This window comes from Methylomonas sp. LL1 (assembly GCF_015711015.1).
Taxonomy (GTDB): Bacteria; Pseudomonadota; Gammaproteobacteria; order Methylococcales; family Methylomonadaceae; genus Methylomonas.
The window spans coordinates 3,236,432-3,260,063 of the sequence record NZ_CP064653.1 but is presented as its reverse complement, the minus strand read 5'-3'; the positions used below and the strand labels follow the sequence as shown (position 1 = coordinate 3,260,063).

The following is a 23,632-nucleotide window of genomic DNA, read 5'->3' as shown; positions in this document are numbered from 1 at the left end:
CAGCCATAAAAAAGCGCCTTGAAAGGCGCTTTTTTGTTTTCGAATTTTATGTGCTACGGATTGGCTGCCGCATCAATGGTTTTGCTCGCCACTAACTGATTATTCGGACTCGAATAGGCCGTGGCGGGAGTTTGTAGTTTGAGCAGGGCCTTTTTCAATTGCTCATCTTGTCCATACACGTCAGGGTAGAAACGCAATTGATTTTCGTGGTCGACAAAGGTGGTTGCGTAATAAAACAACACGGGTACCGCGCGTTTTAGCGTCACATGGCGGGTTTTAGGCGCGGACATCGCTTGTTTGATGGTTTCCTTGTCCCAGCCTTCCTGATCACCCAGCACGAATTCGGCCAGTCGTTCCGGTTCCGACACCCGAACACAGCCGTGGCTTAGATCGCGGCGCGGCCGATTGAACGCGGCCCGACCGGGGGTGTCGTGTAAATACACGTCCGCCGTGTTCGGGAACACGAATTTAACCCGGCCCAATGGGTTTTTCTTACCGGGGCGTTGCCGAGCGCGAGTGTAACTGCCGCCGCCTTGTTCTTCACTGTTTTGATGCCGAATCAGTTCTATTTCCTGGCTGGCCAGATAGCCTTCATTGTTTGCTGTTTTCGGCAAGATTTCCTTTTTAAAGATCGTTGTCGGAATATTCCAATACGGCATGAATTCCAAATATTTCATTTCTTCCCACAGGACCGGAGTCTGCTTATCAGGCGCTTTACCGACGATGACTTTCATGTTGAGCGGGTTTGGGTCGTCGGTCGAATTGAAGGCCCACAATTCGAACGCGGGTATGTTGACCAAGATCATCGGGCCGTCTGTAGGGTCAGGAATCCAGCGGGCACGCTCCATGGCGAGTTCGATTTGAGCGATTTTTTCTTGGGCCGATTGGTTGAATAAGGCGGCGGTGGCAGGGCCAATTACACCATCGGTTTTCAGTTCCTGTTGTTGCTGCACTTTTTTGACGGCGGCCACCAAATCGCCGTCGTAGGTGTTGCTAACCGTGTCGATGTTTTCGCCTATTGCGCCCATGGCTCGCAGGCGTTGGCGCAAGTAAGCAATTTGCGGATGCTTATCGCCTGGTCGCAACACCTTGTCGGGTTTAAATTCGTCTGCTTCGGCTTGATCACCCAGCTGCTGCAAACGGTTCAAAATTTGTTTGAGTTGCCGGTACTGCCTGGCTTTAGGCTCAAACTGGATGACCAGTTCGGTTAAAGTTTCTGACGACAGGTGTTGCTTCAGCAAGCCGACCAGATCTAAAGGCGGTTTTGGCGCGATATGTACCGGATATTGCACATCGCGCGGATCGACTTGGCCTTGCCGCAAATCGTGCAGGTAGCGGACCAAGGACACCGTCAAGGCCACGTCGTAACTGGCTGTCGTGCTGCTCTCGGGATTGTGGTCACCGATCCATTTCCGGAGCCGGTCGACATCATAGTTGAGCGGATTTAACGCATCGTTCGGCGCGTCGCTTATTATGCTTAATAAGTCGTTCAAATTTTTTCATGGCTATGAACTTACCACAGGTTACCCGATCTGAATTTTAGTGGGATATTCTGGAGAGCGGTCATGCAAGCAAAGATCACGAGTTTTTGGGAGTGGCAACAGCACTTTGCCGATGAAAAAAGTTGTCTTCAAGCCATCATCAACCTCAGGTGGCCTGAAGGGTTTTGCTGTCCACGCTGTGGCCATCAGAAAGGTTGGTTGCTCCAGACACGACATGTCTACGAATGTGCAGTTTGTCATCATCACACATCGGTGACAGCCGGCACCTTGTTTCACAACACCAAATTACCGCTCGTGAAATGGTTTTGGAGTCTTTATTGGGTATCGTCGGACAAGGGTAGTATCTCCGCATTGCGGCTGACCAAACTAATTGGTGTTTCCTGGCTGACGGCGCAACGGCTGTTGAGAAAATTACGCACGGCCATGGGTGATCAGAATAATCTGTACAAACTAAGCGGCATTATCGAATTCGATGATGCCTTTATCGGCGGCAAACGTGCCGGTAAACGCGGGCGAGGCGCCGCCGGTAAAACCACTATTTTAGTGGCTTGCGAACATAATGATGGTAAGCCCGGCTTTGTGGCTATGAAGGTGGTTGAGCAGGTGACGCACGAGAGTGTTAGAGCATTCGCCCAACAAACGCTTGCCCCAGGCCAAACCCTGCATACCGATGCGCTGGCTGCGCTCAATGTGCTGGCCGAGGAACATCACCATATCGCCAAGGTAACCCCTCCTGAAATGGCGAGTGAATGGTTACCTTGGGTTCATGTGGTCATCAGTAACCTTAAAAGCTATTTGCTGGGTACTTACCATGGTGTGTCAGGTAACTATGTACAGGAATATCTCGACGAATTTTGCTATCGGTTGAATCGACGATTTTGGGAAAACCAGATTCCTAACCGATTACTCACGCTATGCGTCACACATGACCCGGTATTTCTTCAACCTGCAACTTGTTCATAGCCATTAATTTTTTTCGGAGCGATTGGCGGTAAACCAGATCGGTTGAAAGGCAGTGCTTTGATAAATTTGGCTAACAAGCTCGCTGACGCGGCTGAAATCGGCGCGCAATAGTAATGGATGTTGCTTGCCGAGCAAAATGGCGCCAATTGGATTGTCGGCCGGAATAGGATTAGGCTTCACAAGCTCCGGAAGGCTAACGATTGCAGGAACGCTGGCTTCAACCGCGGCAACGGGCGTGTCCGTATTCAATCCAGACGCTGTCGCGGCATAGGGAAAGGCTGCCAATGCAAACCAAGCATACCTGTGGTGTGAATATTTTTGGGCGTGCGGCTTCGTTATCATCGTTACGCGAATGAAATTCCTGGTTTAACGTTATCGTATGCCTAGCAGTTTTCGCCGGCCAAGCTAGCCGGCATCGTCATGTTCTGATTTTACCCTGTTCAGACCATAATTGAAGCATTAAACCAACGAGAGGAAACAATCAGGCTGGTTTTGTGGCCCCTGGCCGTGTGAAAATCCGGTAGGGTAAAGGGGCAAACATCGCCAACTTGGGTGATTTATGGATTTACCCCATCCAAAAAACTGTCGTTGATTGTTGTTGACTGAGCGGAGTCGAAGTTAATTATTGGCTTCGAATCCGCCCAGCGAACGGTCTATTTGGCATCGACCATGGGTACAAGCTTTCCCCCAAATAGCCTTACCGGTCATCTAAACTGCAAACAGTTTCTGAATCGAGATAGGCCTCAATGGCTGAAAGTGGGGCCGAAACTCACAGCCGCACCCGAGAGACACGATGATAAAAACATGTTTTTCGGCATGGCGCTACCCTACCGGAATTTCCTGAAAAAATGAACAAGAAGTTTTTCATCGCCGATTACTTTGGACAATAATCAGTCCTTGTTTTTTGCCAAGGTTTTTCCTAAGCTCTGTTGAAACTATTCTCATGGAAGACAATCAATGCGCGGCGTTCACACCGAATCCAAAAATGAAACTTATGATGTGATCGTTATCGGCGCCGGGATCGGCGGTTTGAGCGTGGCCGCATTGTTGGCGAAGGCCGGCAAGTCGGTGCTGCTGGTTGAGCGGCATGACAGGCCGGGTGGTTATGCCCATGGCTTCAGGCGGCGGGATTTTCATTTCGATTCGGGCGTGCATCTGGTCAGTGGTTGCGGCCCCGAAGGCTATAGCAACGGCAGTACCATCAACAAGATCAACCGAGCGGTGGGCATCGATCCACAGGCTATCTTTCTGCCTATCCATTCTTATGCGCGCGCGGTTTTTCCTGAGTTCGAAGTGCCGTTGCGGACCGGTGAGGCGGCTTTTGCAGCCGGATTGACCGAACATTTTCCACGCGAAAAAGACAATCTGCTAGCGCTGATCCGGCTATGTCGGGTGCTGGCCGAAGAGTCCATGCTGGCGGAAGAGGTACTGGATCAGGGCAGGTCGGCCCGCGTTTCGCCGGTACAAGTCTTGGCGAATCTGTTGCGCTACCGCCGCACCAGTTTGGCCGAGGTGCTGGATGAGTTTCTGGTCGATAATCGCTTGAAGAGCGCATGCGCATCGCTGTGGCCCTATTTAGGCTTGCCGCCTTCCAAGCTATCCTTTCTGTATTGGGCCAGCATGATGGCGGGCTATACCTATGAAGGCGGTTTTTATTGCCGGGGTAGTTTTCAGGTGTATGCCAATCGGCTGGCCGAAGCCATTGAAGGGCTCGGTGGCGAGGTATTATTGAACGCCAGCGTGCGTAAGATCAGCGTCGAACAAGGTAAAGTTTGCGGCATCGTACTGGAAAATGGCCAAGTGATCCGGGCCGGGACGGTGGTTTCGAATATCGATGCCCGCCTGACCGCCGACCTGCTGATCGGGCGGGAGCATCTGCCGCCAGGCCATTGCGAAGGCCTGGAAAAGCTGAGTCCTTCCTTGTCGATCTTCGCAGCCTATGTGGCTACCGATTTGCCGCTTGCCGAGCAAAGCCATAGCCATGAGTCCTTTTTCTACGAGTCCTTCGATCACGAGGCTGGTTACGCACTGACACAACAAGGTCAATCCAATTGGTTTTCGGCTACCTTGCCGTCCTTGGCCGATCCGTCCCTGGCTCCCGAGGGCCGGCATATTATGTTGTTGACCACTCTGTGCCAATTTCAGACCGGATCGTCATGGCGCCAAGCCAAACAAGAATTTCAGCAGCGATTGTTGGAAAAAGCCGAGCGTTATTTCCCCGGCCTCAATCGGCATTTATTATTGGTGGAGTCCGGCTCGCCCAGAACCCTGGAGCGCTACACCCTCAACCAGCATGGGGCGGCCTACGGCTTCGCGCCCACGCCGGATCAGATTGGTCCGAATCGGCCCGGCGTGCGTGGCGTGTTGAATGGGCTGTATCACACCGGACATTGGACCCGGCCGGGCGGCGGCGTGGCCGGGGTCAGCGTCTCCGCCCAATTGGCCGCGCAAGCGATATTGGATATGCCCAGGCAGCAGGATTTCTGGACATTCCTGGGGCTGGAGGTTTGAAGCAAGGCCATGGGCAGCATCAGCAGCGTCGAAGCCAAGGTTGGGTTATCGCTGGCATCTTATGGTTTTTAGTTTATTGGATGGCCTTTTTGCGCATGTAGGCATAATTCACCACTATTTTCCAATAGTGGCCAGTACCGAAGTCGACCGAGTCCCAAGCAGCAATCTTGGAAACTTCGGTGTCGCCGTCGCTAAAGGAATAATAGCCTATGCTATCGTCGTCAGTCAGCATCAGCCTGGCGAAAGCCTGCAGGGACGGCGAACGGTTGCTGGCCGGGTCGATAAACAGATTGGTGGCAATGTAATCGGGCGATTCGTCATAGATAATCAGCCCGTCGTTGCGCATGATCCAGACATCCCTGGGATGAGTATCGGACTTGGTGTTGAGAGGAAAAAAATCAGGCAGCACTTTTTCAGGATATAGGCGTGCTTCGAGGTAGTGAGTAATAACATCGTCTTGTGCTACGGGGGCACGAAAAACCAGTGCCAATCGATTGTTTTCTATTTGGGCAATGGGTCTTGCTAGTTGTTGTGCATTATTATCGCCATCCTTGCTAAATGCGGTCGAAATTTCGGAGGCGTCGAGTAGGGTAAAGGACTCGAATTTTGGATATTGAATGTGCAATTGGGCCAACACTTGCTTCGCTGATTCCGGGTCCGAGACATTGATCTGAGCCGCAGCCTGATTTAGTCCGGAAAATAGCCTCTCTGTTCCGGATGAAATGGTTTTGGCGATCGCCCGTGCCTGTTGCTGCGCCCGTTCGCCGAAAGCCGTTACAATGACCAGAGATTCCTCGGCTTGCGTTTTAGCCTGTTCCATTTGTTTGGCATAGTAAATCGAAAAGCCGGCACCGCCGATCACGGCCATCAATAGCAAGCCGGCCATCACGATCATGGTCTTGTTTTGCGCCAGAAAGCGGCGTAATAACTCCTGTTTGGAATAGGCGTAGATATTGACTATGCGGCCCTCCCGAAAAGCTTTTAATTGGGTGGCCAATTCGCCGGCATCGGCGAACCGTTCCTCGGCTTGTTTACGCATGGCTTTTTCGCAGATGGCAACCAGTTCGGGCGGCGCGGATGGGTTGGCTTGCTTGACCGACGGCGACGCGTGGGGTAATTCGATCTGCCTTTGAATGTCGGTTACCGATCCTCGATAGGGTAGGCTGCCGGCCAGTATGCGGTATAGGATGACGCCGAGGCTGTAAACGTCGCTGGTCTTGCCGGCTTGGCCGGTGAATTGTTCGGGGGCCATGTAGGCCGGAGTTCCCAAGACTTCGGACGTGGTGTTGTCGCTCAAGGTGTGGCGTTGGTGAGTTAGAACTTCGCGATAAAAATAGGTGTTGTCGTTGTCCTCGAGTACCTGGGCCAAGCCCCAATCCAGAATGATGGTCTCGCCGAAACCACCGACTATGATATTGCCGGGTTTCAGATCCCGGTGAATGACGCCCTTGGAGTGGGCATACGCCACCGTGTCGCAGACGGCGATCAAGTTGTCCAGTAGTTTGAGGCGATGGGTAAACGCCGTTTCGGAACCTGTTTGAGCGCAATTTTTAATCAACTGCTCCAGCGTTTCGCCCTTGACGTAGCGCATCACATAATAAGGCTGTCCATCGTTGCGCCGGCCCAGTTCATAGACCGGCACAATGCCCGGATGTTCGAGCTTGCCGGTAATCTTGGCTTCGTGTACAAATGTGTTGGCGACTTCGATATTCGAGGGGGTGTTAATGGTATATGCATCCAGCAGTTCCTTGACCGCCACTCTTCTACCGATAGTTTCATCATAGGCTAGGTGGACCCGGCCTATACCGCCTTGATCGATCATATCCAAAACCGTCAGATGGCTGGGAAATCGTGAATTGTTTTGCCGTGCTTCGGTCGAGGTTGCGACCAGTGTGTCAGGGCGCAGTAGCGTCAGATCATCGTCGGGTAATGGGGCGTCCGGAACGGGAGTTTGGGTAGGCATGATGTGTTTCGATTGGAGATTATGCTGGGTACATCAAATCCGGAGGGCAGGATCGGGTCCTGATGGGCGATACTTAGGTGATTTTTGAGAAAGTTTGTACCCATTGCCGGTGCCAAATAAGTCGTTCGTTGAGCGGAGTCGAAGCGAACGGTTGACTTCGACTCCGCTCAGTCAACGGCAAATTGCTTGGATTGGGTACATTTATTGCCATAAATCGCCTTAGTTTGAAGATTGTTCATTCTATAGTCTGCCGCTGTCTCGGTCGGATGTGCCCAGGCGGTATTCCATGGTTCAATGGAGGCTAGAGACCTAACGAAGTTATCGGCGCTATACCGTTGCCATGCGGGGTTAAATGTAAAACCCTTGCTTTAAGCCGATTTTCGCGGCTAGGCCCCGCCGATGCATCATGCTGGCATGCCATTAAAAATACGGTCTATTTAATGCTGTCTCTATCAACGCCGCGAGGTTATTTCAGCTCGTCCAGAAGGGCTTGCGCGGCTTGTTGTTGCTCCGCAGTGCCTTTTTTCAGCACTTCCTCCGCAATGGCTTTTGCCGCGGCGGCATCACCCATGTCGATATAGGCCTTCGCCAGATCGATTTTGGTTTCGAATTCGTCCATATCGGTCAGATCGGCCACGCCAAGATCAACGTCATCGTCAATACTCAGGCTGCTTGGGGCGTTAAAATCGAAGTTGAAGTCGAATTCATCCGGCGTATCGATGGCATTGTTATTGGTGGCTGGCCCGACCTGATCGGGTTTATCCTTGGTGCTAAGCGATTCAAACTCAGGAAAATCAAAGCTTTCCAGGCTGGCCATGTCCAAGGGCTCTTCAAGCGAAGCTTTGGTGTCGGCCAAGGGCGTTCCGTCTTCGGAGGATGGCTCGGTAGATTCAAGGTCAAAGTTGAAGTCAAAACCTTCCAGGGTGTCGGCTGCTTTTTCTTCCGCGGTATCCGCCGGTTTGGGTGCGGTCTGGGCGAGACTGCTTAGATCGAAGTCAATTGATTCAATGTCGGGAGCCGCCTCGCGGATTGTTGCTTGTTCGGTGTCGGCTTTGCCGGAGAATGCACTCAGGTCAAAGTCCAAGCTATTGTCATCGGCTGGCGTTTCTTCGGGGCCAGTCAACTGCAGTTCGGCAAGCTCGGAATTGATGTCATCCATCAATGCCATATCGGGTAGCGACAGAGTATTCAGGTCGGCTAGATCGTCATGGCTTGATTCCTGGCCAAAATCCAAATCGTCCACGCTGTCGAAATGCGCCTGTTCGCTCGTTGGTGCTGCTTTCGCCGATGCGTGTGAGTCGCTAGTTTGGGGGGCCGAATGGTCGTGGCTAAAGTCCTTGGTCGTGCCGCCAAACAAGACTGATTCTGGAATGAGTTCCTTACCCATGTCGGTGACTTTGGTCCAGAACGGCCTATCGGTATTTTTACCGGCATCGGCCAATTCCTGGGCGTATTCCGCAAAGCGATCCTTATTCTCATTGGCGTAGAATATTTCCAGTAATTTCAGTTTGTATTCGTCTTTTTCAGGCTGATCCTTGATAGCGTGGCGAATCAGATCTTCAGCCTGCTGATAACGACCGTAGGCCAGGTAGACATCGGCTTCGGATAAGGGGTCGACTTCGCTTTGGTCAGTGTCGAAGGCTTCGAAATCGCTAGGGGTGAAATCGCTGATGAAGGAGCTTTCTCCCACGGTACCGACATCGTAAGCGCCGGTACTGCTCATATCCATTACGGGGACCGACAAACTGCTGTCCGAATCCGGCATTTTGATTTGGCTAGCCGACGCAAACATGCTTTCGGTATTGGTCTGATTCTCGATATTGCGTTTGCGCCACAACAACCAGCCGAGCAGACCGAGTATGCCGGCCCCCATACCACCCATTGCCAGATTGTAGAGAGGCGAGGAAAACAAGCCCTCTTCCGCTTCGACCGGCGCGGGTGTTATCGGTTTAGCCGGTTTAGGTTTTGGCTTCACCGGTGCCGGAGGCGTCGGTTGGACAGTGGGTGGTTGCGTAGCTACAACGGCTGGCGGTTGAACCGCTGGCTCCGCAGTTGTTTGGGGTTGTGTGGCCGGCGTGGTTTGCGGTTCCGGAGTCTGTGTAGGTGTCGGCCGCGTTAGGTTCTGCGCGCTGTCGGCGGCTTGCTGCGCGGCTTGTTTGTCGTTGCTTTGCAGGGCGGCCAGTTGTTGGTCTTTCAGCGCCAGTAACTGCTGCATCATGTTTAACTGTTGTTCGAGTCGATCTATCCGAGTTTGCAGTTCAACATCTTGACCAGTCGGAGATGTGCCTCCACCCGTGCTGGAAACATCGCCGGGTTCGCCGCTTTCTTGGCCTGGTTTGACCGGTTCATGGGTGTCGGTAATTTTTGCTTCGGTCGGAGCCACCAATTCCAGGGCTTTGGGGCTTGGGGCCACGGCTTTCGGCGCCGGAGGCGTTTGCTTACCACGGGGGCCGCCCGATTGCAGGATGGCGTCGGTTTCCGGAATTTTCAGCACCACGCCTTTTTTCAACGAATCAATATTGTTGCCGACAAATGCGTCGGGGTTGGCCTGATATAAAGCCCGCATCATTTGATTGGTGGGAACATTGCGTTCGCTACCCAGTCGTTCCGCAATGCGCCATAGGGTGTCGGCGGTCCGAGTCGGACCATATTCGCCGCTGGTCGGGGTTTGCGGCGTGATGTTGGAGGCCGTTTCGGTTCGGACGCTTCGTTTCTTGGCCGCGCGGGGTTTTCTGACCGGAGGTTGGTATTCGTCAAGCGCTTCGACTTGGTAAGGGCTGGCGGCCAAAGTCGGCATGACCGGCGCGCCGTATTCGGCGGGCGGGTCGATCAATACGGTAAATTCGCGAATTTGACTGCCTTGCGGCCAGTTGACTTCCAGCAAAAAATCCAGAAACGGCTCGGTGAGAGGTTCGCGGGAAGTGACTTTGATGATCACAGCGCCGTTGGATTGCACTACCGGTTCAAATTTGATTTTTGATAAGAAGTAATTCCAAGGTACGCCGGCTTTATCGAATTTTTCCGGTGGCGCCAGTCTGACGCTTATGTCGGCCGGGTTCTCGCCAGCAGCCAAATTCAACCGGATTTCGGCGTTAAGCCTTTGATTCAGAGCGGAATGTAATTGAATGTCGCCAATTCCTAACGGTTGTGCGCTCATTGGCGCCAGTAACGATACAACCGCTAAGGTTTTAGTTAAATTACTCACATTCTTTTCCTTCACTGGGATTACCTCGGAACTTTCGGACAGATGCATCAAATACGCTTGCTAATCTTAGACTAGATGTAATTTTTTACCAGCACCTCGGCTATCTGCACACTGTTAAGTGCCGCACCTTTTCGAACATTGTCGCCCACTACCCATAAGTCTATACCGTTAGGATGAGAGATGTCTTCACGAATCCGGCCGACATAGACATCGTCGTGTCCGGAAGACTCGGTTACGGCGGTCGGATAGCCGCCATCGACACGATCATCCAACACTGTCACGCCAGGAGCGGATTCCAATAATTCACGAACCCTTGCCACCGAAATTTTTTGTTTGGTCTCAATATGTACTGCTTCCGAGTGGCCATAAAATACAGGCACACGAACCGCCGTCGGATTCACCAGAATATCGGTATCGCCCATGATTTTTTGAGTTTCCCATACCATTTTCATTTCTTCCTTGGTATAGCCGTTGTCCATGAAAACATCAATTTGCGGCAATACGTTGAAGGCGATTTGTTTCGGATAAACACTGGCGCTGACCGGTTTTGCGTTCAGCAGATTGGCGGTTTGCGTCGCCAGTTCCTCAATCGCTTCCTTGCCAGTGCCTGACACTGCCTGATAGGTGGCTACGTTGATGCGGCTGATGCCGACTTCATCGTAGATCGGCTTCAAGGCGACCAGCATCTGAATAGTCGAACAATTGGGGTTGGCGATGATGCCACGATTTTTATAGTCGGCGACTTTTTCCGGATTGACTTCCGGTACGACCAAGGGAATATCGTCGTCATAGCGGAATTGCGAGGTGTTGTCTATTACCACGCAGCCGGCTGCGGCGGCTTTCGGCGCGTATTCGGCCGACACCGAGGCGCCGGGCGAGAACAGGCCGATCTGGACCTTGGAGAAATCAAAAGTCGCCAAGTCTTCAACTACCAGCGATCCGCCTTTGAAAGGAATACGCTTGCCGGCCGAACGCTCGCTGGCCAGTGCATAGACTTTACCGACCGGAAAATTACGCTCTTCCAAGATAGCGATCATGGTTTCACCGACCGCGCCGGTGGCGCCAACGACTGCGACATCATAGGTTTTTGACATGGAGTTATCCTTTTAAGGCGTTGAGTACGGCGTCGCCCATGCCGGAAGTGCTGACCTTGGTCATGCCTTCGGAATAAATATCCGCCGTCCTGACATTCGAGTCCAGCGCGGTATTGACGGCTTGCTCGATGCGTTCGGCGGCTTGGTTTTGATTAAAGGTGTAGCGTAGCATCATCGCCACCGACAATATTGTTGCCAATGGATTGGCGATGCCTAATCCCGCGATGTCCGGCGCCGAACCGTGAATCGGTTCGTACATGCCCTTACCGTTGGCGTCCAGCGATGCGGATGGCAACATGCCGATAGAGCCGGTCAGCATCGCGGCGGTGTCGGATAGAATGTCGCCGAACATATTACTGGTGACGATCACGTCGAACTGCTTTGGCGCCCGCACCAGTTGCATCGCGGCATTGTCGACATACATGTGGCTCAATGCGACATCGGGATATTCCTTGCCGACTTCGGTCATGACTTGCCGCCATAGTTCGGTGACTTCCAGTACATTGGCCTTGTCGACCGAACATAGCTTGTTATGGCGTTTTTGGGCAATCCGGAAGGCTGAATGAGCAATGCGGCGGATTTCCGATTCGCTGTAAATTTTGGTGTTGATACCGACCCGCTCGCCGTTTTCGGCGATATGCACGCCGCGTGGCTGACCGAAGTAAATGCCGCCGGTCAGTTCGCGCACGATCATGATGTCCAGGCCGGATACCACTTCCGGTTTCAGGGTCGATGCATCAACCAATTGCGGATACAGAATCGCCGGACGCAGATTCGAGAACAGGTTCAGTTCCGCGCGGATGCCCAATAAGCCTCGCTCGGGACGTACCGCATGCGCCAGCGGTTCCCATTTAGGGCCGCCGACCGCGCCCAGTAATACTGCATCGGCGTTTTTGCACAGATTTAGGGTTTGTTGCGGCAGTGGTGTGCCGAAAGCGTCATAAGCCGCGCCGCCGACCAGTGCATTCTCGAATACCAGACCTAGGTTCATGTCGGTGTTCAGAAAACTCAAAACCTTGATAGCTTCGGCGACGATTTCCGGGCCTATGCCGTCGCCGGCCAGGACTGCAATTTTTTTGGGCATTTTTTTACCTTTCAATGGAACTTATGCGTCTTTGAACAACCAGGGAGCACGTTTGGCGCGTTCGGCTTCATAGGTTTTAATTTTGTCGGCATGCTGCAGCGACAGCGCAATATCGTCCAGGCCGTTCAATAAACGATATTTGCGGGTTTCATCGATATTAAAACCGATGATTTTACCCGAAGGCGTTGTAATCGTTTGTTGCTCTAAATCAATAGTTAATTGATAACCGTCGTTTAATTCGTCGAATAGGCTGTTGACGTCATCGTTAGGCAACACGATTGGCAGGATGCCGTTCTTGAAGCAGTTGTTGAAGAAGATGTCGGCAAAGCTCGGCGCGATGATCGCCCGGAAACCGTAATCTTCCAGCGCCCAAGGCGCATGCTCGCGCGAGGAGCCGCAGCCGAAGTTTTCGCGGGTCAGCAGGATTTGCGCGCCTTGATATTGAGGCTGATTCAGCACGAAGTCCTTATTTAATGGACGGTTGGTGCAATCCATGTCGGGCTCGCCGTGATCCAGATAACGCCATTCGTCGAACAAATAGGGGCCGAAGCCGGCGCGGCGTATCGATTTTAAAAACTGCTTGGGGATGATCGCGTCGGTATCGATATTCGCTCTGTCCAAGGGCGCAACCAAAGCGGTCAAGGTAGTAAAGGCTTTCATGCGACGTCCTCCGCAATGTTGACAAAATGACCGGCAATCGCCGCCGCCGCGGCCATGGCTGGGCTGACCAAGTGGGTGCGGCCGCCGTAGCCTTGCCGGCCTTCAAAGTTGCGATTCGATGTCGATGCGCAATGCTCGCCGGCTTCCAGGCGGTCGGCGTTCATTGCCAGACACATCGAGCAGCCGGGATCGCGCCATTCGAAATCGGCGGCGGTGAAGATTTTGTCCAGGCCTTCCGCTTCGGCTTGTTGCTTGATCAAACCCGAGCCGGGTACGATCAACACTTGTTTGACGGAAGCCGCTTTTTTGCGGCCTTTAATCACAGCCGCCGCCGCGCGCAAGTCTTCGATCCGCGAATTGGTGCAAGAACCGATAAAGACTTTATCCAACTTGATGTCGGTGATTTTTTGACCGGCTTGTAAACCCATGTATTGTAAAGCCCGTTCGATGCTTTGGCGTTTGGTTGGGTCTGCTTCCTGCGCAGGATCGGGTACGTTGGCATCGACTGCCACCACCATTTCCGGCGAAGTGCCCCAGCTGACTTGTGGTTTTATCCCGGCGGCATCAATATTGATGACTTTGTCGAATAAATCGCCGCTGTAGCTGTCGGAGCGCAGATTTTGCCAATAGCGCACCGCCATGTTCCAGTCGTCGCCTTTGGGCGCGTAAGGGCGGCCTTGGTAATAATCGATAGTAGTATCGTCTACCGCGATCAAGCCGGCGCGGGCGCCAGCTTCGATGGCCATGTTGCAGACCGTCATCCGGCCTTCCATCGACAAAGACCAAATCGCGTCGCCGCCAAACTCGATGGTGTAACCGGTGCCGCCGGCGGTACCGATTTGGCCGATGATGGCCAACACGATGTCCTTGGCGGTGACGCCCGGACCAGTCTTGCCGTTGACTTTAATCAACATGTTTTTGGCTTTTTTCTGTGCCAGACATTGGGTCGCCAGCGCATGCTCGACTTCCGATGTGCCGATACCGAACGCCAAAGCCGCCGAAGCGCCATGAGTCGAGGTATGAGAATCGCCGCAGACTATGGTCATGCCGGGCAGCGTAGCGCCTTGTTCCGGGCCGATGACGTGGACGATGCCTTGGCGAATGTCGGCCATGTCGAATTCGGTAATGCCGAATTCTCTGCAGTTGTTTTCCAGGGTTTCGACTTGCAAACGCGAAACCGGATCGGCGATGCCCTTGTCGCGGTCGGTGGTCGGCACGTTGTGGTCCGCCACCGCCAGATTTCTGGCGATGCGCCAGGGTTGGCGATGGGCCAGACGCAAGCCGTCGAAGGCTTGCGGCGATGTCACTTCGTGCAGCAATTGCCGGTCGATGTAAATCAGGCATGAGCCGTCGTCTTCGGTATGGACGACATGGTCGTCCCAGAGTTTGTCGTATAAGGTTTTACCTGCCATTTTGGTTTCTCTTTAGGTAGGGTACGCACCGCGTACCGAAAGCTAAAGGTACGCGATGCGTACCCTACGATGGTTTAATTCAACACCGCGAATACTTTGTCGGTGATTTCGCCGACAGAGCCGACGCCGGCGATAGTTGAAAATTTGGCTTTTTGACCGGGCGCGGAATAAAAGCCGACCAGCGGCTTGGTTTGTTCGTGGTAGACGGTCAGACGTTTACGCACGGTCTCTTCCTTGTCGTCGTCACGCTGGATTAGCGCTTCGCCGGTGACGTCGTCCAATCCTTCCACTTTCGGCGGATTGAATACCACATGATAAGTACGGCCGGAAGCCAGATGCACGCGTCTACCGCTCATGCGTTTGATGATTTCCTCGTCTTCGACGGCGATTTCCACCACATAATCCAGCTCGACACCCATGTTTGCCAAGCCTTCGGCCTGGGCAATCGTGCGCGGAAAGCCGTCCAGCAAGAAACCGTTTTTGCAATCGTCCTGGGCGATGCGTTCCTTGATCAAGCCGAGGATAATCTCGTCGGACACCAGGCCGCCGGCATCCATGACTTTTTTGGCTTCGATACCTAGCGGAGTACCTTCGCGGACGGCGGCGCGCAGCATGTCACCGGTGGAAATTTGCGGAATGGCGAATTTTTCGGTGATGAATTGGGCCTGTGTGCCTTTACCCGAACCAGGACTACCTAACAGGATAATACGCATATCAATAACTCCGGTGCATGAATGCGGCTTTTTGCCGTCTATATTAATAGTTTGGTGTCCGCAGCGGATCAGGCTACGGAAGCCGTTAAAAAATCGGGCATTTTAGCGCAAACCTTATAGGAATGCCGTTAAATGTTGGTTTTTGGCTGTAGGTTGGGGACTTGTATTTTATATGCAAGTGTCTTTGGTGGGGCGTAGGCTTTTGTTTTATGGGTGTCGCTATCGCGACGGATGATTTAAAGTCGGTTCCCGCACCGACAGGCGGGATACTTTCTTTTGTTTCGCCAAAAGAAAGTATCCAAAGAAAAGGCGACCCGGATTCCGCCAGATTCCTGCGCGTCTTGCTTTTGCCGAGGGTTTTCGAAGGGCCATCCCTGGCCCTGCGAAAACGAGCGGCATCCATTCCGCTCCCCTGCGGGCTTATTTCGCCAAAAGCTGCGATGCTCGGGGCGGAATAACGGGAAATACACCTTCGGAATGCGTAGGGTGGGCACGGCTTTTTCGTGCCCACGAGAACACGTCATTCTCCCGCAACCAAATTATCATCCACGTTACCGCCTCCCCAATCCAATGGATAAACCCCTTGTTCAGCATATCGATGAAAAGTCGAATACGGCCAATCGGTAACCTGCCGGCAATGCCCATGCTTGACCGGATTGAAATGAATATAATCCATATGCCGTTCGAAATCGTATTCGTCCCGGATTTGGTGCTCCCAATACCCGCGCTGCCATAGCGTCGATTCCCGATGTTTTTGTTTCGAAGGGCCAATCCAATCGCCGCGCCGATAATCCTTCGCACACTTCACGCTCACCTGCCGTTTGGTCACAGCCCAACGTGTGGCAAAATCCGCGTCGCCGGGCGGCAAAGTCCAGATAGCATGCAAATGGTCGGACAACAACACCCAGGCATCGATGGTGAACGGTCGTTTGGCGCGCACCGCCGCAATCGCCTTGCGCAAGGCCTCGCGTATCGGCGCATCGCACAAAATCGCTTGCCGCCGATAGGTCACCACCGTAAAGAAATACGTTGCACCGGGTGTTTGGGAGCGGCGGTAACGGGACATTGTTTTCGGTTGTATTTGTGAGGGTTAATTCAAACGTTATGGTTTATTCCGCGTGGGCACAAAAAGCATGTGCCCACCCTACGCCTGCTTTTCATTAGATGCGCCTTTTATCGTCGGTAGCGTCCTGCAACACAATTACAATTCCTGGCTTTCAAAATCCTTTAATAGCCTTTCAGCTCGCGACGGGGTTGTTCCCGTTATTCCGCCTCGAGCATCGCAGCTTTTGGCGAAATAGGCCTGAAGGGGGGTGGGGGCGGCATGGATGCCGCTCGTTTTCGCAGGGCCAGGGATGGCCCTTCGAAAACCCTCGTCAAAAGCGAGAAGCGGCTGTCGGTCCGAGAACCGACTTAGATAAAACTGTCGCGATAGCGACATCCAAAATCGAAATCTTCCAAATCGGGTTACGGCAATTGCCCGTAGATTGGCCCTTAAGGCTGGCTATGCCGACTAATCAAGGCAAATTCCTCCAGCGACACCGATTCGGCGCGTAAATTGGCATCGATGCCCAATGCCGCTATCGCGTCTTCGGCGATATAGTTTTTCAGCGAATTACGCAGGGTTTTCCGGCGTTGCGAGAAGGCCTGGGTGACCAATCGGCTGAAATGCTGAAAATCCGTAATTTCAACCGGTGGTTTGGCGTATGGCACCAAACGCACGATGGCCGACATGACCTGCGGGGCGGGGTCGAAACTTTCCGGCGGCACATCGAACAGCCATTCCGTTTCGCAAAAATATTGCATCATCACGCTGAGGCGGCCGTATTTTTTGCTGCCGGGTTCGGCGCAAATTCGGTTAACGACTTCCTTCTGCAGCATGAAATGCATATCCTCGATACAACCGCTATTTTCCAGCAAATGAAACATCAACGGCGTCGAGATGTTGTAAGGCAGATTGCCGATTACACGCAATTTTTCGCCGGCTTTTGCCAGCGCGTTAAAGTCGAAATTTAGTGCATCGGCGCTGTGAATAGTCAGCTTTTCATTGCCGGCATACTGTTTTTGCAGGCGGCTGACCAAATCCCGGTCCAATTCCACCACATCCAGCTTTACTCCGGTATTTAATAAAGGCTTGGTCAACGCGCCAAGGCCGGGGCCGATTTCCACCCAATGTTCTCCGGTTTGCGGATGGGCGTGAGACAGGATGTTGTTGATGATATTGACATCGTGCAGAAAATTCTGGCCGAAGCGTTTGCGGGGTTGGTGCGTCATGGGGTTTTTGTCTGTGATGGGATCATGTTGAGCGCGGTTTCCAGAGCAAACCGCAAACTACCCCGATTGGCCTTGCCGCTGCCGGCCAGTTCCAGGGCGGTGCCGTGGTCGACCGAGGTACGGATGATGGGCAGGCCCAGGGTGATGTTGACGGCCTGGCCGAAGCCTTTGTATTTCAGTACCGGCAGACCTTGGTCGTGATACATCGCCAGTACCGCATCGGCTGTTTCCAGATATTTAGGAGTGAACAGGGTGTCGGCGGGCAACGGGCCTTGCAGGTTGATGCCTTCGCCGCGTAATTGATTTAATACCGGTTCGATAACTTCGATTTCTTCCCTGCCCAAATGGCCGTTTTCGCCGGCATGCGGGTTCAAGCCGCAAACCAGAATGTTGGGTTGGGCAAGGCCGAAACGTAGTCTTAAGTCCCGGTCCAGCAGGCGGATGACTTCGGTCAGTGACTGTTGGGTGATTGCCGCGCTGACTTGCGACAGCGGCAGGTGGGTGGTGGCTAAGGCAACCCGCAGACCGGAGGTGGCGAGCATCATCACCGGGGTGCCGCCGGTGATGCCTGCGATGAATTCTGTGTGGCCGCTGAATGGGAGGCCGGCATCATTGATGACGGCTTTGTGCACCGGTGCGGTGACCATGGCGGCAAAAGTGCCGTCGAGGCAACCCCGAGCAGCGATGCGGATGGTTTCCATCACATAGTGGCTGTTGGCCGGATTGAGTTGGCCGCAAACCGCGGGCGCGGCCAGCTTCACCGGCAACACGGTCAGACTGCCGGCCGCTGCCACGGAGGCCGGTTGAGTGTGGTCAAACAGTCGTATATTCAGCGGCAAACTTAGTTGTTCAGCACGTTGGCGGAGAAGATCGGGGTCGGCTATGGCAATCAATTGGCAAGACTGCGGTTCCTGTGCCAGTTGCACGCATAAATCGGGGCCGATACCGGCCGGTTCGCCCGGCGTCAGGGCGATGCGCGGCACTGATTCGGTATGTGTCATGATGAGGTGTTCAAGGTGTGCCCGGTCAAACCGGTTTGTGTTCCTGACAGATTTGCTCGCTGTCACCGTCGGTCAGCTTTTCCTGAGTCAGCTGACAGAAAAACTCGCCGTCTTTTTCGCTAAAATTGCGGCAGGTCTTACAAACGCCGAACGATTGGGATTGATTGGCTTTTTGCAGCGCGGTCAGGGCTTGTTCGAACACATTGGCATCGGAAAGTACGGGGCCGCCGCCTTTCAGAATGTCGGTTGCGCTGTTGAACAGGCCGGACGGGCGGGCTTGCTTCAAAATGCTTATGCCTTCCGGCAGCAAGCGCAGATGAATCACACGCTTGTCCCTTGGATCCGGGGTCTTTTCGATGAAGCCTTTTTTTTCCAGAATGATCAGCGACTGCGATACCGTGCCACGGGTCATGCCTAGGTAATTGGCGACGGCGGCCGGCGTATTGCTGTATTTGTTGCAGCGCGACAGGTAGTTCAATACCTGAAAATGTACCGGTTGCAAGCCCAGCTCCGTGCATTTTTTACGCTCTTCGGAGCGTATCAGCGCGGTCATGCATTCTATGAGTTCGTAAATATCGGTCTGTGACATAAGGTGCATTCTATCATTGCTCCTGGGGTTGACAAGCGCGCGGCTCAGGCAGTTTAATAGCGACTCGAAATTTTATAACATTCGGCCTCGAGTCAACCAGAAATTGTTCCATAACGGTGCGTGAAAGGCGGTATAGCCTGGCTTTTATGGTTTAATGCTCTCGCGTTGGCTCTTTTTTTAACTCGCGGATGACAGGAATTCATAATGAAAATAACGAATACAAAACGACTGAATCAATCCCTTCTAGCGGTTTCGATCGCCACGTTATTGTCATCCGGGATGGCAATGGCAAAATCCGACAACATGCATCAGCTGTATCAGGACAACTGCGCCAGTTGCCACGGTTCCGATCACGGCGGTTATCTGGCGCCGGCCCTGAATAGCGAAACCTTGAAAGGTCGCAGCCCGACCGCGCTTCGTACTATTGTGATGGCCGGCAGCTTTGACACCCTGATGCCTCCGTTTTACGGCAAACTGTCCGACGACGAGATTCGCGGCGTCATCAAACATCTGCAGGAAACGCCAAAGCAACCGAATCCGGCCTGGACTATCGACGACATGAAAAAGTCGCTGAAAGTCTATGTTAAAGATGAAAGCACCTTGCCGGCCAAGCCTACTTTCCAAATCGACGAAAAGTTTGAAAATCTGATCGGGGTGGCGGCGCGCGGTAAATACGGTCGTGGCGAAGGTTCCAAAGCGATTTTTATCAACAGCGCCACGCACCAAAAAGTCGGCGAAGTGTCTACCGGTACCGCCGCGCACATTATCGACTTCAACCCGGCCAATCCGCGTTGGGCCTATGTAAAAACCGATACCGCCGAGATTTTCAAGGTCGATTTGTATTCCATGCAAGCCACCCGTAGCATCAAAACCGGCTGGAACGGCCCCGGCATGGGAGTTTCCCGCGACGGCAAATACATCATGGCCGGCTCTTTCGTGCCGCATAACGCGGTGATTCTCGATGCCGATACGTTGGAGCCGTTGAAAACTTTCGAGCTGGAAGGCATTGACCCCGACGGTAAACAGGTGTCGTCCGATTCCGGCATGATCATCGGCACACCGTATGCCGATATTTTCGCCATTGCGCTGGAAAATGCCGGCCAGGTTTGGATTGTCGATTACAAAAAAGAAGGTTTTCCGGTTACCAAGATCGAGAAAGTCGGTCGTCATTTACATGACGCCTTCCTGACTCACGGCGGTAAAAAATTGATGGTGGCTTCTTACGACGACAGCATCGTCGCCGCCATCGACTTGGAAGAGCGCAAGTTGATCAAACAACTGCCGGCCGGTTGTGTGCCGCATGTCGGTGGCGGTTCGGCGGTCAAGGTTGACGGCCGAACCCTGGGCTTCGGTACCAACTTTGGCGATTGCGACAAGATGGTGGTCAGCGTTTGGGACCTGGATAAAATGGAAGTGGTCAAACAAATCCCGGTTTCCGGCGGCACCGAATCGCCCGCCGCGCACGCCAACGCGCCCTACGTAGCGGTGGACATCATCAGCAAGGACAGACGCGCCCGCACCGTGCAGTTGATCGACAAGAAAACTCTGGAAGTGGTGAAAACCCTGGATGTCGGCGGCCACGCTTACTTCCCGGAATATAGCGCCGACGGCAAGTTTTTATATATCAGCGCCGGCTATAACGGCGACGAAGTGGTGGTTTACGATTCCACCTCGTTACAAAAAGTTGCTACCGTTCCGATGGAAAGCCCGGCCGGGATTTTCTCCAGAGGCCGCGTCAAATACATGACCCGTGGTTTGTCACCCGACGAAATGGAGCAATCAAAATGAAATTGAAATCCTCCATTGTACTGCTAGCGGGCTTGTCGCTGGCCGGCTCCAGCCAGGCGGCCAGTTTGTATGTCGGGCAAGCCAAAGCGGCGGCGGTTTGCTCGCAATGCCACGGCATTCGCATGCCTAGCGCCGACGCGCCATTTCCGCCCTTGGGTGGTCGTGATCCCGAGTACCTGAAAACCGCCATCAAGCAATATCGTGATAAAACTCGTGTGTCGGATATTATGAACGCGATTGCCGGCTCTCTGACCGATGCCGAAATCAACGACATCGCCGGTTATTACGGTAGCGTCAAGCCGTAGCTTATGCGCTTTGTCTGGTTGATAGCCTTGCTTTGCAATGTCGCTGTTGCGGACGCACCAAATCCGCAGCGGCAGCAGGAACTGCTGAATATGCTCAAGCACGATTGCGGTTCCTGTCACGGCCTGCCGCCCAAGGGCGGCTTGGGGCCGTCGTTGATGCCGGAGGCGTTGGCCGGCAAGAGCGACGAACTGTTGCTGGATGCGATCCAAAAAGGTCGGGCCGGCACCGCAATGCCTCCGTGGCAGCCGTTTTTGAACGTCGAGGAAACGGCTTGGCTGATTCGCCAATTGCGGCAAGGATTCGGGCAATGAACAAAGTTGTGCTATTAGCGTTTAGCGTGCTGATTTCGTTGCAGCAGCTGGTTTTGGCCGACAATTCAGCCGCTGATGGGTTAATCGAACAAGCCTACCGGCAGCAACGTAGCGATTTGCAAATCGAAGGCGAAGGCACGGTGATTAAACTATTGCCGGACGACAATCACGGCAGCCGCCACCAACGCTTTATTCTGCGCTTGAACTCGGGGCAAACCCTGTTGATTGCGCACAATATCGATCTGGCGGACAGGATAGAGGCTTTGCGGATCGGCGATAAGGTAGCCTTTTTCGGCGAATACGAATGGAGCGAGAAGGGCGGCACCTTGCACTGGACCCACCATGATCCCCAGCGGCGGCATGTTGGCGGCTGGCTCCAGCATGCCGGGCGCACCTATCAATAGTCCGGGTTAGCTTTACAATCATGGAACGCAGGCATTAAACCCAGAGGTAAACTCATGGCAATAGTCACGCATCTTTCTCAACTGGATTTAAACGGCAGATATTCTTATGCGGATTACCTGACTTGGCGTTTGGACGAAACCATAGAATTGTTCAGGGGCAAGGTCAGTTTGATAAGCCCGGCGCCGAGTCTGGATCATCAGCGAATTGCCACGCGGCTGACGGGTATTCTCTACGCGCAGTTCAAGAGGCAAGCTTGCCAGTTGTTTGCCGCGCCCTTCGATGTGCGCCTGTATGACCGCCGCAAATCGGTGGTGGCCAATCAGGATATTTTTACTGTCGTCCAACCCGATTTATGCGTGATTTGCGATACCGAAAAGCTCGATCAACGCGGTTGCCTGGGGGCGCCGGACTGGATCATCGAGATTTTGTCCAAGGGCAACTCCAAAAAGGAAATCCAGACCAAATTCGAGCTGTATCGGGAAAGCGGGGTCAAGGAATACTGGATCGTTTATCCATTCGAGCAGGCGGTGCACCAATTTGTGCTCGACGAAGAACAGGATCTATACCGGTTGCTGAACATGTTTGCCGGCGAAGACAGCGCCAGCCCTTATTTGTTTCCGGATTGCACGATCGACTTGCAGGAAGTATTCGCCGACTAAGCATTCAAGATTATGAAACCCCTATTTAACACCCTACCGTTGATTTTTCCTTTGCTGTTGGCGGCATGCAGCCAGGCCGAATTGCGCGCCACCGGCGACCTCGGCGTAGTGATCGAGCGCGAGCAAGGCAGCGTGCAAATCGTCAACACCAGCAAGCCCGCCATGCTTAGCCGCATCGAGGGCTTGGGCGACTTGTCCCACGCTTCGGTGGTGTTTTCCCGCGATCAGCACTACGCCTACGTGTTTGGGCGCGACGGCGGTTTGAGCAAGATCGATTTGCTGCAAGACAAGATAGCCAACCGCATCATCCAGGCCGGCAACAGCATAGGCGGAGCTATCTCGCAGGATGGCAAGGTCATCGCCGTGTCCAACTACACGCCGGGCGGCGTGAAACTGTTTGATGCCGATACGCTGGAGCAACTGGCGGAAATTCCGGCGGTTTATGGTGAAGACAATCAATTATCCAAGGTGGTCGGCTTGGTCGATGCGCCCGGTCGACGTTTCGTCTGCAGCTTGTTTGAAGGCAACCAAATCTGGCTGATCGATGCCAAGAATCCGCGCCAACCGCAAGTGCAAAAATTCCAGGACATCGGCAAGCAGCCCTACGATGCCTTGTTGACGCCGGATGGGCATTTCTACGCTGCCGGTCTGTTCGGCGAAAAAGGCTTGGCTCTGCTGGATTTGTGGCAGCCGGAGCAGGGCGTCAAACACATCCTGCAAGATTACGGCAAGGACGACGCGCAAACCCCGGTTTATAAAATGCCGCATCTGGAAGGCTGGACGGTGGCCGGCAACTGGTTGTTGGTGCCCGCCATCGGCCGCCATGAAGTGCTGGTGGTCGATACCCGGGATTGGTCGTTGGTTCGGCGCATTCCGGTGGCCGGCCAGCCGGTCTTCGTGATGTCTCGCCCGGATGGACGGCAGGTGTGGGTGAATTTCGCCTTCCCGGACAATCAGACCGTGCAGGTGATCGACGTCAAGGATTTCAAGGTGGTTAAAACTCTGCAACCCGGCAAGGCGGTACTGCACATGGAATTCAGCCCGCGCGGCGAAGCGGTTTGGCTGGCTGTACGCGATGAAGACCGGGTGATGGTGTACGACACCGAAACCCTGGCTGAAACCGCCCGCTTGCCGGCGCAAAAACCCAGCGGGATTTTCTTCAGTAACCGCGCCAATCAACTGGGTTTGTAAG

General features: G+C 53.6%; 21 protein-coding genes. 8 read left to right on the top strand and 13 right to left on the bottom strand.

Translation table 11 applies throughout. The features are described from left to right. Positions 1 to 53 precede the first annotated feature (53 nt). Positions 54 to 1,493: a L,D-transpeptidase family protein gene (locus tag IVG45_RS15145; RefSeq protein WP_230874602.1), complete on the bottom strand. Its 1,440-nt coding sequence runs from the start codon at positions 1,491 to 1,493 to the stop codon at positions 54 to 56. 72 nt (positions 1,494 to 1,565) lie between these two features. Between IVG45_RS15145 and IVG45_RS15140 the strand changes: the two genes are divergently transcribed. Then, positions 1,566 to 2,465, top strand: coding sequence for an IS1595 family transposase (locus IVG45_RS15140; RefSeq protein WP_196434642.1), 900 nt, complete (start codon positions 1,566 to 1,568; stop codon positions 2,463 to 2,465). A 3-nt stretch (positions 2,466 to 2,468) separates the two neighbouring features. Here IVG45_RS15140 and IVG45_RS15135 read toward each other — a convergent pair whose 3' ends face one another. Then, complete coding sequence (locus IVG45_RS15135; protein ID WP_196434641.1) at positions 2,469 to 2,807, bottom strand: hypothetical protein; 339 nt, start codon at positions 2,805 to 2,807, stop codon at positions 2,469 to 2,471. Positions 2,808 to 3,422: 615 nt separating this feature from the next. On the opposite strand from IVG45_RS15135, the gene IVG45_RS15130 reads away from it, so the two are divergent. Continuing rightward, positions 3,423 to 4,976: a phytoene desaturase family protein gene (locus IVG45_RS15130; protein WP_196434640.1), complete on the top strand. Its 1,554-nt coding sequence runs from the start codon at positions 3,423 to 3,425 to the stop codon at positions 4,974 to 4,976. Positions 4,977 to 5,049: 73 nt separating this feature from the next. Here IVG45_RS15130 and IVG45_RS15125 read toward each other — a convergent pair whose 3' ends face one another. The 11 genes from IVG45_RS15125 to IVG45_RS15075 all read right to left on the bottom strand — a co-directional run bounded on the left by IVG45_RS15125 (position 5,050) and on the right by IVG45_RS15075 (position 18,971). Further along, a complete protein-coding gene (locus IVG45_RS15125) occupies positions 5,050 to 6,939 on the bottom strand; it encodes a serine/threonine-protein kinase (protein WP_196434639.1) in 1,890 nt (629 codons plus the stop codon). 466 nt (positions 6,940 to 7,405) lie between these two features. Then, positions 7,406 to 10,144 (bottom strand): FimV/HubP family polar landmark protein, encoded by a 2,739-nt coding sequence (locus tag IVG45_RS15120; protein WP_196434638.1) that lies wholly within the window; start codon positions 10,142 to 10,144, stop codon positions 7,406 to 7,408. A gap of 71 nt (positions 10,145 to 10,215) precedes the next feature. Further along, positions 10,216 to 11,238, bottom strand: coding sequence for an aspartate-semialdehyde dehydrogenase (locus IVG45_RS15115; protein ID WP_196434637.1), 1,023 nt, complete (start codon positions 11,236 to 11,238; stop codon positions 10,216 to 10,218). A 4-nt stretch (positions 11,239 to 11,242) separates the two neighbouring features. Continuing rightward, a complete protein-coding gene (gene leuB, locus IVG45_RS15110) occupies positions 11,243 to 12,322 on the bottom strand; it encodes a 3-isopropylmalate dehydrogenase (protein WP_196434636.1) in 1,080 nt (359 codons plus the stop codon). A 21-nt stretch (positions 12,323 to 12,343) separates the two neighbouring features. After that, positions 12,344 to 12,982 carry a 3-isopropylmalate dehydratase small subunit gene (gene leuD, locus IVG45_RS15105; protein ID WP_196434635.1) on the bottom strand — a complete coding sequence of 213 codons (639 nt, stop codon included), beginning with the start codon at positions 12,980 to 12,982 and terminating at the stop codon, positions 12,344 to 12,346. After that, the gene (gene leuC, locus IVG45_RS15100; protein ID WP_196434634.1) at positions 12,979 to 14,394 is read right to left on the bottom strand and encodes a 3-isopropylmalate dehydratase large subunit; all 1,416 of its coding nucleotides are present in this window, start codon (positions 14,392 to 14,394) and stop codon (positions 12,979 to 12,981) included. Before leuC ends, leuD begins: the two co-directional genes overlap by 4 nt. A gap of 74 nt (positions 14,395 to 14,468) precedes the next feature. After that, positions 14,469 to 15,107, bottom strand: coding sequence for an adenylate kinase (gene adk / locus IVG45_RS15095; RefSeq protein ID WP_196434633.1), 639 nt, complete (start codon positions 15,105 to 15,107; stop codon positions 14,469 to 14,471). 520 nt (positions 15,108 to 15,627) lie between these two features. Then, positions 15,628 to 16,173 carry an REP-associated tyrosine transposase gene (locus IVG45_RS15090; RefSeq protein WP_196434632.1) on the bottom strand — a complete coding sequence of 182 codons (546 nt, stop codon included), beginning with the start codon at positions 16,171 to 16,173 and terminating at the stop codon, positions 15,628 to 15,630. 428 nt (positions 16,174 to 16,601) lie between these two features. Then, positions 16,602 to 17,381, bottom strand: a complete 780-nt coding sequence (rsmA, locus tag IVG45_RS15085; RefSeq protein ID WP_196434631.1) for a 16S rRNA (adenine(1518)-N(6)/adenine(1519)-N(6))-dimethyltransferase RsmA — start codon at positions 17,379 to 17,381, stop codon at positions 16,602 to 16,604. After that, positions 17,378 to 18,382, bottom strand: coding sequence for a 4-hydroxythreonine-4-phosphate dehydrogenase PdxA (pdxA, locus tag IVG45_RS15080; RefSeq protein ID WP_196434630.1), 1,005 nt, complete (start codon positions 18,380 to 18,382; stop codon positions 17,378 to 17,380). Before pdxA ends, rsmA begins: the two co-directional genes overlap by 4 nt. A 25-nt stretch (positions 18,383 to 18,407) precedes the next feature. Continuing rightward, positions 18,408 to 18,971: a MarR family winged helix-turn-helix transcriptional regulator gene (locus tag IVG45_RS15075; RefSeq protein ID WP_196434629.1), complete on the bottom strand. Its 564-nt coding sequence runs from the start codon at positions 18,969 to 18,971 to the stop codon at positions 18,408 to 18,410. A 204-nt stretch (positions 18,972 to 19,175) separates the two neighbouring features. On the opposite strand from IVG45_RS15075, the gene IVG45_RS15070 reads away from it, so the two are divergent. The 6 genes from IVG45_RS15070 to IVG45_RS15045 are packed head-to-tail and all read left to right on the top strand — an operon-like array spanning position 19,176 to position 23,631. Then, positions 19,176 to 20,759, top strand: a complete 1,584-nt coding sequence (locus IVG45_RS15070) for a nitrite reductase (protein ID WP_196434628.1) — start codon at positions 19,176 to 19,178, stop codon at positions 20,757 to 20,759. Next, a complete protein-coding gene (locus IVG45_RS15065) occupies positions 20,756 to 21,064 on the top strand; it encodes a c-type cytochrome (protein WP_196434627.1) in 309 nt (102 codons plus the stop codon). The genes IVG45_RS15070 and IVG45_RS15065 overlap by 4 nt, the downstream gene beginning before the upstream one ends. A 3-nt stretch (positions 21,065 to 21,067) precedes the next feature. Next, positions 21,068 to 21,376 (top strand): c-type cytochrome, encoded by a 309-nt coding sequence (locus IVG45_RS15060; RefSeq protein ID WP_196434626.1) that lies wholly within the window; start codon positions 21,068 to 21,070, stop codon positions 21,374 to 21,376. Further along, complete coding sequence (locus IVG45_RS15055; RefSeq protein ID WP_196434625.1) at positions 21,373 to 21,780, top strand: DUF3465 domain-containing protein; 408 nt, start codon at positions 21,373 to 21,375, stop codon at positions 21,778 to 21,780. Before IVG45_RS15060 ends, IVG45_RS15055 begins: the two co-directional genes overlap by 4 nt. A gap of 54 nt (positions 21,781 to 21,834) precedes the next feature. Beyond that, positions 21,835 to 22,440, top strand: a complete 606-nt coding sequence (locus tag IVG45_RS15050; protein WP_196434624.1) for a Uma2 family endonuclease — start codon at positions 21,835 to 21,837, stop codon at positions 22,438 to 22,440. 12 nt (positions 22,441 to 22,452) lie between these two features. Further along, the gene (locus IVG45_RS15045; protein WP_196434623.1) at positions 22,453 to 23,631 is read left to right on the top strand and encodes a cytochrome D1 domain-containing protein; all 1,179 of its coding nucleotides are present in this window, start codon (positions 22,453 to 22,455) and stop codon (positions 23,629 to 23,631) included. The last annotated feature ends 1 nt before the right edge of the window (position 23,632 follow it).